At 66.5% G+C, this 12,771-nt stretch carries 9 protein-coding genes; 6 read left to right on the plus strand and 3 right to left on the minus strand.

Annotation, left to right across the window (positions count from 1 at the left end; translation table 11 throughout):
- Positions 1-41: 41 nt before the first annotated feature.
- The gene (locus tag A4F85_RS17725; RefSeq protein ID WP_013804260.1) at positions 42-767 is read right to left on the minus strand and encodes a GNAT family N-acetyltransferase; all 726 of its coding nucleotides are present in this window, start codon (positions 765-767) and stop codon (positions 42-44) included.
- A gap of 137 nt (positions 768-904) precedes the next feature.
- On the minus strand, positions 905-1,387 hold the full coding sequence (locus A4F85_RS17730; RefSeq protein ID WP_012203199.1) for an Lrp/AsnC family transcriptional regulator: 483 nt from the start codon (positions 1,385-1,387) through the stop codon (positions 905-907).
- 375 nt (positions 1,388-1,762) lie between these two features.
- Here A4F85_RS17730 and A4F85_RS17735 point away from each other — a divergent pair, with 375 nt between their 5' ends.
- Both A4F85_RS17735 and phhA read left to right on the plus strand, forming a co-directional pair.
- Positions 1,763-2,845, plus strand: a complete 1,083-nt coding sequence (locus tag A4F85_RS17735; RefSeq protein ID WP_081816118.1) for a Bug family tripartite tricarboxylate transporter substrate binding protein — start codon at positions 1,763-1,765, stop codon at positions 2,843-2,845.
- A 64-nt stretch (positions 2,846-2,909) separates the two neighbouring features.
- Positions 2,910-3,806, plus strand: coding sequence for a phenylalanine 4-monooxygenase (gene phhA, locus A4F85_RS17740; protein ID WP_063327318.1), 897 nt, complete (start codon positions 2,910-2,912; stop codon positions 3,804-3,806).
- Here phhA and A4F85_RS17745 read toward each other — a convergent pair.
- Positions 3,755-4,753, minus strand: a complete 999-nt coding sequence (locus tag A4F85_RS17745) for an esterase/lipase family protein (RefSeq protein WP_063327319.1) — start codon at positions 4,751-4,753, stop codon at positions 3,755-3,757. The two genes, phhA and A4F85_RS17745, sit on opposite strands and share 52 nt — an antisense overlap.
- 170 nt (positions 4,754-4,923) lie before the next feature.
- On the opposite strand from A4F85_RS17745, the gene A4F85_RS17750 reads away from it, so the two are divergent.
- The 4 genes from A4F85_RS17750 to A4F85_RS17765 all read left to right on the plus strand — a co-directional run bounded on the left by A4F85_RS17750 (position 4,924) and on the right by A4F85_RS17765 (position 12,735).
- A complete protein-coding gene (locus tag A4F85_RS17750) occupies positions 4,924-6,624 on the plus strand; it encodes an AMP-binding protein (RefSeq protein WP_034390222.1) in 1,701 nt (566 codons plus the stop codon).
- A gap of 86 nt (positions 6,625-6,710) precedes the next feature.
- On the plus strand, positions 6,711-7,682 hold the full coding sequence (locus A4F85_RS17755; protein ID WP_063327320.1) for an MBL fold metallo-hydrolase: 972 nt from the start codon (positions 6,711-6,713) through the stop codon (positions 7,680-7,682).
- 237 nt (positions 7,683-7,919) lie between these two features.
- Complete coding sequence (locus A4F85_RS17760) at positions 7,920-10,220, plus strand: catecholate siderophore receptor Fiu (RefSeq protein WP_063327321.1); 2,301 nt, start codon at positions 7,920-7,922, stop codon at positions 10,218-10,220.
- A gap of 214 nt (positions 10,221-10,434) precedes the next feature.
- Entirely contained in the window at positions 10,435-12,735 is a 2,301-nt protein-coding gene (locus A4F85_RS17765) for a catecholate siderophore receptor Fiu (protein WP_063327322.1), read from the plus strand.
- Positions 12,736-12,771 lie beyond the last annotated feature (36 nt).

Genomic DNA, 12,771 nt, shown 5'->3' on the forward strand with positions numbered 1-12,771 from the left:
CCCTGCATGCGCTGCGCCAATTCCCTTGCGGCGTTTTGCGCTTATTCGCCGGCCTGGTGGCGGCCATCCTGCACGCCACGGCGGATTTCCTGCACGTCGGCCAGGAAATCCCAAAACTGCTTGGCCTGCTTCTTGAACTGGTAGTCCACCTCGCCGATGTGCTCGGTCATCAGAGACGCCATGTGCGTGTCGATGCCGGCGGGCGGCAGTTGCAGGTAGGCCTCGGATTCGGAGCCATCGCGCTTGATGGTGGCGCCGGCCTTGCGCGCAATCCTGAGCATGGCCGTGTTCTCCGACAGCGCGTGGATGAACATCATGGACACGCCCTTGGTGCGTGCATGGATCACGGCGCGGTTGAACAGGCGCCCGCCATAGCCACGGCCACGTGCCTGCTTGAGCACGGAGACGCCGAATTCGGCGCAGCTCTTGTGCTCGGGATGCGAGGCAAAGGCCAGGTGCGCCATGGCGATCAGTTCGAGACGGCGGTTGTAGATGCCGAAGATGTCATCGCGCTCGAAGTCGAGCTGCATGGCATAGCGGCGGACCTGCTCGTCGCTGGCGGCATAGCCGAAGCGCAGGTAGCGGTCGCCTTCATCGAGCTTGAGCAAATGCGCCACCACGCGCTCGCGGTGGGACGGGCCCAGCGAACGAATGGGCACCATGGACGCGGAGCGCCCATCGGGACGGTGCGGCTGGCCTGCGCTCGCACGCAACATGTCCCGGCCGGCCTGCCAGGACGCCTTCAACCAGTCTTTGGATGCATTCATGGCTCAAATATAGGTAAAAACCCGATGTCGAGCAACGGAGATATTGCAATGCAACAAAACCGTAAGGTTTTGGCATGCAAACCAATTTTCCCTCCCTGCACCTCTCGACGGCCAGGCCCCTGTCCGAGCCTTCGTGGCTACAGAGGCACCGCCGTGGTCACCTTCACCCGGTCCATCACGAAGCTGGTCTTGCAGTCCTGCACGCTGGGGTGCTTGAGCAAGGTGTCCATGACGAAGCGCGTGTAGTGCTGCATATCGGCCACGACCACGCGCATCAGGTAGTCCATTTCGCCGGTCAGTGACACGCATTCCACCACCTCGGGCCAAGTCTGCACGCTGGCGCGGAACACGTCCATGGGGTTGCGCTTGCTGGTCTCGGTGTACTTTTCCAGGCGCACGTTGAGATAGGCGGTCAGCCCCAGGCCCACCGTCTCGGGCTGGACCAGGGCCACGTAGCGATCGATCACACCGCCGTCTTCCAGGCGCTTGACCCGGCGCAGCACGGCGCTGGGAGACAGGCCGACCTGCTCCCCGATGACGTCATAGGTTTCCCGGCCGTTGGCCTGCAGGCGGCGCAAAATGGCCCGATCCAGTTTGTCGATGTTGTGCGTGGCGCTCATGGCGGTGGACTCGTAAATAAGTACGGATTTCTTCAGGGTTAACCCGAATTAACCAGTTAAATTGCGATAAACGAAAGAATTCCGCAATTTTCATGCATTTCGCATTTTCCCTCCACGGGCAAACGGCAAAAAGCTGAAGCCCCTCCCGCCTACAGTGACAGCACCGATCGAGAAGACGCAGGCGCCGGCCATGGCGCCCGTCCGACTGTCCTGCACTGAACTGGCCGGAGATCCCCATGAATGCCCCGCTGAACCAGGCTGCCGCCCAGGCCTGCGCGCAAACAGTCAAGCGCCAACGGGACATGCATCGTCCACGCCTTCCGGCCTGCCCACGCTGCCTATACTGCGGGGATCGCCTCCATTTCGCTTCACGCCATGACGCCCCGCCACGACGCCAACCGCGCCATGTCACGCCATGCCCGTGCGCCTGCGCCAGCCGGCCCGCAGCCGTCGGCCCGGTTGGCGCGGCGCAGCCTGCTGGCAGCACTGGCCGCCCTGCCCTGGCTGCCTGCGGCGGCGCAGGCCCAGCAGCCATCCGCCGCCCAGACGCGCGATGCGAAGTCCGACTCCCTGACCCTGATCGTTCCCTATGCGGCCGGCGGCCCGCTGGACCGCACGGCACGGCCGCTGGTCGAGGCCAGCACCGCGAAGCTGGGAGCCATCCAAATCCTCTATGTGCCGGGCGACGGCGGCGCCAAGGGCTCCAACATGGTCGCCCAGGCCACCGCCCAGGACCGCTTGCTGCTGATGGGCGCGGCCGCCACCCATGCCGTGCTGCCCTGGCTTCAGCCCCAGCTGGGCTACGACCCGCTGCGCGACTTCCAGCCGCTGGTGCTGGTGGCGCGCATGCCCAATGTGCTGGTCATGCGCAGCGATCTGGCACGCCAGTGGCGCATACGCACGCCGCTGGACCTGCAGCGCTTTCTTGCCAAGCACCGCCAGCCGCTGCGCTATGCCTCGGGCGGGCCGGGCAGCAGCGGCCACCTGTCGGGCGAGATGTACCAGATGCTCACGCGGCTGCCGCTGCTGCACCTGCCCTTCGGCGGCACGCAGCCGGCACTGTCGGCCCTGCTCGACGGCTCGGCCGACCTGCTGTTCGACAGCCTGGCGTCTTCGCTGCCGCATATCCGCGCAGGGCGGCTGCAGGCCCTGGCCGTGACGACGCTGGAGCGCGCGCCCCTGCTGCCCGAGGTGCCCAGCCTCAACGACACGGTGCAGGGCTTCAACATGGCCAACTGGTTCGGCCTGTTTGCGCCGGCCAGCTGGCCCGCGGAACAGGCGCAGCGCCATGCCGCCGCGTTCTCGCAGGCCATGCGCAGCCGCCCGGTGCAGGACACCCTGTCCGCCATGGGCGTGCTGCCCGAAGAGCTGCAACTGCAGGAGTTCGCGCGCTTTGTGCGTTCCGAGCACAGCAAATACGGCCTGCTGGTACAGGCCGCCCGAATCCGCCAGCTCTGAGCCGCGCAGGTGCCTTGCCTGCCCCCGGCCCGGGGCGGCAATGACAAGATCCTTGGAGAGCACCATGATGAGCACCGCAGCGACCCCCACCTCGTCCCACGCCCCCGCCCACGCCCCCGGTGTGGCACCCGTGGTCTACGGCCAGGCCGACCGCCCCCCGCGCGGCGACTACAGCCGCGCCAGCGACGACTACACCTGCGCGCAGGACTACGACGCCTACACCGAGGCCGACCACGACACCTACCGGCGCCTGTACGAGCGCCAGTCCGCCCTGCTGCCGGGCCTGGCAAGCCAGCACTTCATCGACGCCCTGCCCTCGCTGGGCGCCAAGGACCGCATTCCGCGCTTCGAGGAAGTCAACGAGCGCCTGCGCCGCGCCACGGGCTGGGAGATCGTCGGCGTGCCCGGGCTGATTCCCGAAGTGCCCTTCTTCTCGCTGCTGGCCAACCGCAAATTCCCGGTCACGGACTGGATCCGCAAGCCCGAGGAGTTCGAGTACATCGTCGAGCCCGATGTCTTCCACGACCTCTTCGGCCATGTGCCGCTGCTGTTCAACCCCGTCATCGCCGACTACATCCAGGCCTACGGCCAGGGCGGGCTCAAGGCGGCCGAGCTGGGCGCCTGCGAGATGCTGTCGCGCCTGTACTGGTACACCATCGAATTCGGCCTGATCCGCGAACAGGGCGGCCTGCGCGCCTATGGCGCGGGCATTCTCAGTTCATCGGGCGAACTCAACTACTCGGTGCGCAGCCCCGAGCCGCAGCGCCTGCCGCTGTCGCTGGAGCGCGCCATGCGCACGCTCTACAAGATCGACAGCTACCAGCACACCTACTTCGTGATCGACGACCTGCAGCAGCTGTTCGACCTCACGGCCGCCGATTTCGAGCCGCTGTACCGCCAGTTGCGCGATCAGCCCACCGTCGCGGCAGATGCGCTGCTGCCGGGCGAGGTCGCTCTGTAGGAATCGGCGCTGCAGGAATCTGCAGCCTGAAGCCGCTCGCGCAGCGCCAGGCAAAAGCGCCAGACGCGCTCGTCGAACACCAGCTGCACGTGGGCCACATCGTCCAGGCGGTGCGCATCCTGCCCCGGCAGCGTGGCCACGGGGAATGGAAAGACGATGTTGTCGCAGCAGCTCCACCAGCAGCTGAAGGGCACGTCCGAGGGCGGCGGCCCCAGGCGCTGCAACCAGGGGCTGTCCGTGCGCATCTGCAGCGCCGGCAGGCCATGGGCGAAGCGCGCCATCCAGGTGCCACGGTGCGGCGTGGCCAGCGTCACCACATGGGCCGCCAGTTGCGGGCGCTCCTGCGTCGACAGTTGCCCCAGCCAGGCCCGCACCACCAGTCCACCCATGCTGTGCGCCACGATCAGCGGAGCGCGCCCCGTGGCCTGGGCCATGCGGCGCGCGCAGGCGTCAAGGTCGGCCACCATGGCGTCGATGGATGCGCCATGCGCCGGCTCCAGCGTCATGGCAGCGCAGGCAATGCCGCCTTTCTTGAGCCGCCGCAGCCAGGGCGCCCAGACCGCGCGGTTGCAGAAGAACCCGTGGACCAGCACCACGCCCACCTGGCCCATCGCACCCACTTGGCCGGTGGTGCCGCCCTCAGGCCAGCCATCGGCCTGGGCACGGGCGCGAAACGGCAGCCGCCAGCCAAACACCTGCACGGCCAACCGCCACTCGGCCAGCCAGGCCGCCGCCACCGTGCGCCATGACGGCACGGGCGCACCCGCCTTGCGCACCACGCGTCGCATCAGCAGCATCTGCAGGCCCAGGTGCAGGCCCGGCCAGCACAGGCCCAGCAGCGCCCCCGCCAGCGCCAGCTCGGGTGACCGCGGCCACCACCATGCCAGCCAGGCCGCGGCGCCCGCCAGCGTGCCCAGCGACACCATTTGCAGAATGCGTGCGTTCACGGCAGCCCGTCCCCAATGAAAAAAGAAGCCAACGTAGCACAGGCCCTAGGACAACCCCGTGTAGACCGCAAAGCACCCGCCTGACCAGAATCGGCCGCAGCGGTGGCCGCCCGACCGGCGCCTGCAACTTCGCTGTCCCCCTGTCTTCCCAGCAACCCAAGGTACCCTGCATGGACGCTGCGCCCTGGCTCAAGAACTATCCCGCCGATGTGCCTCACGAGGTGCATCCCGAGCAATACCGCTCGCTCACACACCTGCTGGAGGAGGCCTTCACCCAGCATGCGGACCTGCCCTTTTCGGTCTGCATGGACCGCTGGATGAGCTACCGCGAGCTGGACCAGCTGTCCACCCGCCTGGGCGCCTGGCTGCAGGGGCTGGGCCTGGAGCCCGATGCGCGCGTGGCCATCATGCTGCCCAATGTGCCGCAGTTCGCCGTGAGCATGGCGGCCGTGCTGCGCGCCGGCTACACCTGCGTCAACGTCAATCCGCTGTACACCCCGCGCGAGCTGGAGCACCAGCTCAAGGACTCGGGCGCCACGGCCATCATCATCCTGGAGAACTTCGCCCACACCCTGGCCGACGTGATCGAGCGCAGCGCCATACGCCATGTCTGCGTCACGGCCATGGGCGATCTGCTGGGCGGCATGTACGGCAGCTGGATCACCTTCGCCGTGCGCCACCTGGCCAAGATGGTGCCGGCCTACAGCCTGCCGCTGGACGGCGCGGGCGGCACGGTGCGCGAGGTCACGACCTTTTCCCAGGCGCTGGCGCGCGGCGCCCAGAAAGAGCTGCGGCCCAGCCAGGCGGGGCTGGATTCGGTGGCCTTTCTGCAGTACACGGGCGGCACCACGGGCCTGTCCAAGGGCGCCGTGCTCACCCACCGCTGCATCGTGGCCGCCACACTGCAGGCCCATGCCTGGTTCACGCCCGCGCTGCATGGCCGCGTAAAGGCCCAGGACACGCACATCATCGCGGCGCTGCCGCTGTACCACATCTTCGCGCTCACGGTGAGCCTGTTTGCCATGCGCATGGGCGCCAGCCTGAGCCTGATCCCCAATCCGCGCGACATCCCCAAGTTCGTCAAGGTGCTGCAAAAACGGCCCTTCCACATCCTGCCGGCCGTCAACACCCTGTTCAACGCCCTGCTCAACAACGCCCAGTTCCGCGAACTGGACTTCTCGCAACTGCGCGTGTCGCAGGCCGGGGGCATGGCCGCCAGCGAGGGCACGGCGCGCCAGTGGCAGCAGGTCACGGGCAGCGTGATGATCGAAGGCTGGGGCATGAGCGAGACCTGCGCCATCGGCACCAACAACCCCGTCATCACCACCTCCTTCAGCGGCACCATCGGCCTGCCGCTGCCGGGCATCTCCATCGCCATCAAGGACGACGAAGGCCGCGACCTGCCCATGGGAGAGGCCGGCGAGCTGTGCATCAAGGGCCCCAACGTCATGCGCGGCTACTACAACCAGCCCGACGAAACCGCCAAGGCCTTCACGGCCGACGGCTACATGCGCACCGGCGACATCGGCGTGATGGACCAGGAGGGCTTCACCCGCATCATCGACCGCAAGAAGGACATGATGGTGGTCAGCGGCTTCAACGTCTATCCGAACGAGCTGGAGAACGTGATCTCCATGTGCCCCGGCGTGCTCGAATGCGCAGCCGTGGGCGTGGCCGACGAGCGCCAGGGCGAGGCCATCAAGGTCTACGTGGTGCGCAGCGACCCGGCACTGACCGAGGACCAGGTGATGCGCTTTTGCCATGACCAGCTCACCGGCTACAAGCGCCCGCGCACGGTGGAGTTCCGCGACGAACTGCCCAAGACCAACGTAGGCAAGATCCTCAGGCGCGCCCTGCGCGATCCCGCCTGAAACCCGCACGGCCGCAGCTGTAGCCCACGCGTCAGCCGTGGCTGCCTGCGGCTGTTAGCCTCGGGCAAAAACCGCCCCGCCTCCTCATGACAACCTCCGCCCCAACCAGCGACAGCGCCGCGCTGCCCCCCGGCATGACCGTGCTGGAGCGCGGCTGGCTGTCGGCCAACAACATCGTCTTCGCCGCCGATGCCGATGTCCCTGTGGACGACCCGCAGGACGACGGCGCTGCCGTGGTCGATACCGGCTACGTCAGCCATGCCGGGCAGACCGTGCTGCTGGTCGAGCAGACGCTGGCCGGCCAACCGCTGGCACGCATCCTCAACACCCATCTGCACAGCGATCACTGCGGCGGCAATGCTGCCTTGCAGGCGCACTGGCCGCAGGCCAGAACCTACGCCGCACCGGGCCAGGCCGCCTTCGTGCGCGACTGGAACCCTGCTGCACTGAGCTACACGCCCACCGGCCAGGAATGCCCGCAATTTGCGCTGACCGGTGTGCTGCAGCCCGGCACCAGCGTGCGGCTGTCGGGACGCGACTGGCAGATCCATGCCGCGCCCGGGCACGATCCGCACTCCATCATCCTGTTCGAGCCCGCCAGCCGCACCCTGATCTCGGCCGACGCGCTCTGGGAAAACGGCTTCGGCGTGGTCTTCCCCGAGATCGAGGGCCTGAGCGCCTTCGACGAGGTGGCCGCCACGCTCGACGTGATCGAAGGCCTGGCACCGCTCACCATCGTCCCCGGCCACGGCGGCGTTTTCACGGGCGTGGCCGCCGCGCTGGACACGGCGCGCCGCCGCCTGGACGGCTTTGTGCGCGCACCCGAGCGCCACGCGCTCTACGCGGCCAAGGTGCTGCTCAAGTACCGGCTGCTGGACTGGCAGCGCATACGCACCACCGATCTGCTGGCCTGGCTGGCCGCCACGCCCTACTTCGGCATGCTGCATGCAGGCTATTTCAGCCACGAAACCGCCGAGCACTGGAGCCGCACGCTGGTGGATGCGCTGGTGCAATCGGGCGCGGCACAGCGCGAGGGCGAATGGGTTCACAACGCCTGAACGAAACAGATCTGCGATAGACGTAAAAGAAATTAAGAATGCTCTGATAGATTTCACAAATGGCAATGACTAGCATTCGCTGATCAGCAAAAAGGCGCTCCTGACGTCCACGGGAATCGCACTGCAGGCCAAGTGCCTGCGCTGATCAGAGCGAGCCTCAGGCCTGCCACATGACGCGCTCCGCGTCCAGCCGCCCCGCCAGCCAGCATCCAATCATGCACAGCGAGGGAGGCGGGCATGGCTCACCACACCAATCACATCACCGGCCGCAAGCACTGCGCGGCTGCGACACGGCCGCATGCCGTGGGCATCGCCGCCACGCTGATGGCACTGAGCCTGCCGATGCAGATCCAGGCGCAGCCCGCCACGCCAGCTCCGCTGGACCAGACACTCGGGGAAGTCCAGGTCCGCGACCGCCATGACGGCGGCTACAAGGCGCAAAAGGCAGCATCCCCCAAGTTCACCCGCCCGCTGGTGGACACGCCCCAGACCCTGTCGGTGATACGCCGGGAAGTCATGGAGGAACAGGAAGCAACCACCTTGCAGGAAGCCTTGCGCAACACGCCCGGCGTGACCCTGTTGCTGGGAGAAGGCGGCAACTCCAACAGCAAGGACAACATCTTCATGCGCGGCTTCGACACCACAGGCAGCATCTTCATCGACGGCGTGCGCAACCTGGGCAGCTCGGTGCGCGACACCTTCAACCTCGAGGACATCGAGATCGTCAAGGGCGCCTCGGGTTCCGAGTACGGGCGCGGCGCGCCTTCCGGCAGCATCAACATGCGCACCAAGCTGCCGATGCTGGGCGATCTGTCGCAGATACGCCTTGGCACCGGCACCGCCGACACCAACCGCGCCACTGCAGACCTGAACCGGCAGCTCGGCGACACCGCCGCCCTGCGTCTGAACGCCATGGTCCAGAGCAGTGGTGTCGCAGGCCGCGACTTCGTGCGCGACCAGGGCATGGGCATGGCGCCATCGCTGGCCCTGGGGCTGGGCACGCCCACGCGCCTCATCGCCGACATGCAACTGCTGCAATACGACAACCGTCCCGATGGCGGCGTGCCCACCGTGGGACTTCCAGGCTTCTACAACCGCGCATTGTCCATACTGGGCATCAAAGACATACAGCCCGTGGACCCGTCCAACTTCTACGGCAGCCTGGACGACTTCAGCAAGACCGAGCTGAACCAGGCCACCGTGCGCTTCGAGCACGACCTGTCACCCGGCACCACGGTGCGCAACATCACGCGCGTGGGACGCAGCAAGATCGACCAGTTGCTCACGGGCACCTCGGGCATCGTCAGCGACGGAAGCGGCGCAAGCGCCGTGGGTCGCCCGGACCCCGCCACCTGGACTGCCTCGCGCTCGCGCCAGTTGCGCTGGCAATCCAACCAACTGCTCACCAACCAGAGCAATCTTTCATCGAGTTTCAAGACCGGCGGACTGCAGCACGCGCTGAGCGCGGGCCTGGAACTGATCTACGAGAAGCAGACCTCCAGGGGACGCACGGGCGCCGGCACCATGGCGCCCGCCAACCTCTATGACCCCAACGTCAACGATCCAATCACGGGCCAGGACATCCGCTACACAGGCCAGATCAGCGAAGGCAACACCAGAACCGTCGCGCTGTATGCCTTCGACAGCATCGAGTTCAGTCCGCAGTGGCAGCTCAACGGCGGCCTGCGCTGGGACCGCTACCGCAGCGCCAACGACAACACCACCGCACCCAATGCCGCCACGGGTGCGCAGACCACCAGCCAACTAAGCAGCAGCGGCAGCCTGCTAAGCACAAAACTGGGGCTGGTATTCAAGCCGGTGGACTACGGCAGCATCTACGCCGGCATCTCGACGTCGCAGCAGCCGCCGGGCGGCAGCAACTTCTCGCTCAGTGCTACGGAGGGCAACATCAACCACTCCAGCATGGACCCCTCCAAGGCCGCCAACCTGGAAGTGGGCACCAAGTGGGACATCCTGGATCGCCGCCTGCTGCTGACGGCCGCCCTGTTCCAAACCACGGTGCGCAACGACCTGGGCACCATCGACAACGTCACGGGTGCCGTGACCCAGTATGGCAAGAAGCAGGTCAAGGGGATCGAGCTGGGCGCCGTCGGCCAGATTACGCCGGCCTGGAACGTCACGGCCGGCCTGGCACGCATGAACACCAAGATTGAGCAGGGCACGTCTTCACAGACCGGCGCACACCTGAACTGGTCACCCAAGCTCAGTTTCACCAGCTGGACCACGTACCGCTTCGGCAACGGACTGACGCTGGGTGGTGGCGCACGCTACATGGCCAGGATGGCGCGCCTGGTCAGCAATTCCGCCGTGCCGGACACCACCAACATGCCCAGCACACGCGACTACTGGGTCTACGACGCCTTCATGGCCTATGAGGTCAGCAAGCACCTGCGCCTTCAACTGAACGTCTACAACCTGGCCGACAAAAAATATGTGGCCAGCCTCAACAACAACGGCGCACGCTACATGCCGGGCCCAGCACGCTCGGCCCGGCTCGTGGCCACGCTGAAGTTCTGATGCCAGCGAGGTGTTGCCGAGCGGCAACGAACAGACAAGGCGATATCAGATAGTTCTTATATTTTTATTAAGAATCACTATCATTTTCACTACAGACATAGACCTCTGTTACAGCCAGCACCGGAGCCGTCCTGCACGCCATCCGACCAGCAAGCCAGCACATTCACCGCCCACGGCGCCCTCCCGTGCGCCGGGCATTGCGCCCTCCTCCAACATGGCGAACTCCAACACATACATCAAAAGCCGCAAACACCATGGTGCTGGCCGCCCGTCGTCGGCCGGTCTCATCGCTGCTGCCGCAGCCCTGGCCACCCTGGGCCTGCCCGCAATGGCCCAGACTTCTTCCCCTGGCACCAATGCCGCGCCCAGCCTCAAGGAAGTGACGGTAGAAAGCGCACGCAGCACCGGCTACGAGCCCGCGCAGGTCTCCTCCCCCAAATTCACCCAGCCGCTGGTGGACACAACGCAGACCATCTCCGTCATCAAGGAGCAGGTGCTGCAGGAACAAGGCGCCACCACGCTGACCGAGGCGCTGCGCAACGTGCCCGGCGCAGGCACCTTCTACGCGGGCGAGAACGGCAACACCAGCACGGGCGATGCCATCTACATGCGCGGCTTCGACACCTCCAACAGCATCTATGTGGATGGCGTGCGCGATGTGGGCTCCATCTCGCGCGACGTGTTCAACACCGAGCAGGTGGAAGTCACCAAGGGCCCGGCCAGCACCGACTACGGCCGCAGTGCCCCCACCGGTGCCATCAACATGGTCACCAAGCAGCCCAGCCTGACCGACAGCTTCGGCGCCTCGCTGGGTGCGGGCTCGGGCAGCTACAAGCGCTCCACCGTGGACTGGAACAAGAGCCTGACCGGCATGGGCGGCGCGGCCTTCCGGCTCAACGCCATGGTGCAGGACGCCGGCGTCGCCGGCCGCGACCGCGTGGCCAACGACCGCTGGGGCATCGCACCGTCGTTCGCCTTCGGACTGAACACCGACACGCGCACCTACCTGAACGTGCTGCACGTCAAGCAAAGCAATGTGCCGGACGGCGGCGTGCCCACCATCGGCCTGCCCGGCTACAGCAACACCGACGCGCGCCTGAACGCGGGCCGCCCCGTGGACCCCAGCCGCTTCTACGGCACCAGCGCCGACCACGACGACGTGACGGCCGACATGGTCACGCTGCGCGTGGAACACGACTTCACGCCCGACACCACGCTGCGCAACACCACGCGCTGGGGCCGCACCAAGCAGGACTACCTGCTCACGGCCTTCATGACGCTGTCCGCCAACAACAGCAGCAACCCCGCCAACTGGACCGTGGCGCGCAGCCTGCCGACCTTCAAGAACCAGGTCAACGACATCGTCACCAACCAGACCAACCTGACGGCCAAGCTGGCGACAGGCAGCGTGCGGCACGAGCTGAGCACCGGGGTGGAGATCACGCGCGAGAAGCAGAGCAACTACGGCACGGGCACCACAGGCGCCTGGCCCGATGCCAATCTCTATGACCCGCAGGTGCCCAGCTCCGGCCTGAACTGGTCGCGCAACGGCGCCGACAGCAAAGGCTCGACCGACACCTTCGCGCTGTACGCCTTCGACACGCTCAAGTTCAATGAGCAATGGCAGGCCAACGCAGGCCTGCGCCTGGACCGCTACAAGACGCAGTACGACGCACGCGCCGTCTGCGGCGGCCGCAGCGGCCCGGCCTGCGGCAGCAATCCTGCAGGCACCGTGCTGCCCAGCGCCGTGGGCCTGGAGGCCTCCGACACCCTGCTGAGCTGGAAGATCGGCGGCCTCTACAAGCCTGCGCCCAATGGCAGCGTGTACGTGAACTACGCCCTGTCGCAGCAGCCACCAGGCGGTGCCAACTTCACGCTGTCCACGGCCGCCAACAACGCCAACAACCCCAACATGGACCCGCAAAAGGCCAAGACCGCCGAGCTGGGAACCAAGTGGGAGCTGATGGACAAGCGCCTGCTGCTGACAGGCGCGCTGTTCCGCACCGAGATCACCAACGAGATCGTCACCAACCCTGACGGCACCGTGGGACAGACCGGCAAGAAGATCGTGCAGGGTCTGGAGCTGGGCGCCACGGGCCAGATCAGCCCGGCCTGGGGCGTGACGGCGGGCTACACCATCCAGAACACCAAGGTGGACACGGGTGCCACCGTGGCGCAGGACGGCTCCAGCGGCCTGACCTACACGCCCAAGAACGCCTTCTCGCTGTGGACCAGCTACCAGTTCCCGTTCGGCCTGACGCTGGCTGGCGGGGCGCGCTACTCGGGCGGACTCAAGCGTGGCACCGACGGCGCCGTGGGCACGCCCAACTTCACCGATGCCTACTGGGTCTTCGATGCCATGGCCAGCTACCGCATCAACAAGAATGCCGACATCCAGCTGAACTTCTACAACCTGTTCGACAAGGAATACGTGGGCGCCATCAACAAGAGCGGCTACCGCTATTTCCCGGGCACGCCGCGCTCCGTGCGCGTGTCCGCGAACTTCCGCTTCTGAGTGGATGCAAGACGGGCCGCTGCGCCGGCCTTGCCG

Source organism: Delftia sp. GW456-R20 (genome assembly GCF_001622915.1).
Lineage (GTDB): Bacteria > Pseudomonadota > Gammaproteobacteria > Burkholderiales > Burkholderiaceae_C > Comamonas > Comamonas acidovorans.

What these genes read in the sequence shown, in the direction of transcription:
- A4F85_RS17725 (WP_013804260.1), bottom strand. Translation starts at nt 767, where the DNA reads ATGAATGCATCCAAAGACTGGTTGAAGGCGTCCTGGCAGGCCGGCCGG.
- A4F85_RS17730 (WP_012203199.1), bottom strand. Translation starts at nt 1,387, where the DNA reads ATGAGCGCCACGCACAACATCGACAAACTGGATCGGGCCATTTTGCGC.
- A4F85_RS17735 (WP_081816118.1), top strand. Translation starts at nt 1,763, where the DNA reads ATGACGCCCCGCCACGACGCCAACCGCGCCATGTCACGCCATGCCCGT.
- phhA (WP_063327318.1), top strand. Translation starts at nt 2,910, where the DNA reads ATGATGAGCACCGCAGCGACCCCCACCTCGTCCCACGCCCCCGCCCAC.
- A4F85_RS17750 (WP_034390222.1), top strand. Translation starts at nt 4,924, where the DNA reads ATGGACGCTGCGCCCTGGCTCAAGAACTATCCCGCCGATGTGCCTCAC.
- A4F85_RS17755 (WP_063327320.1), top strand. Translation starts at nt 6,711, where the DNA reads ATGACAACCTCCGCCCCAACCAGCGACAGCGCCGCGCTGCCCCCCGGC.
- A4F85_RS17760 (WP_063327321.1), top strand. Translation starts at nt 7,920, where the DNA reads ATGGCTCACCACACCAATCACATCACCGGCCGCAAGCACTGCGCGGCT.
- A4F85_RS17765 (WP_063327322.1), top strand. Translation starts at nt 10,435, where the DNA reads ATGGCGAACTCCAACACATACATCAAAAGCCGCAAACACCATGGTGCT.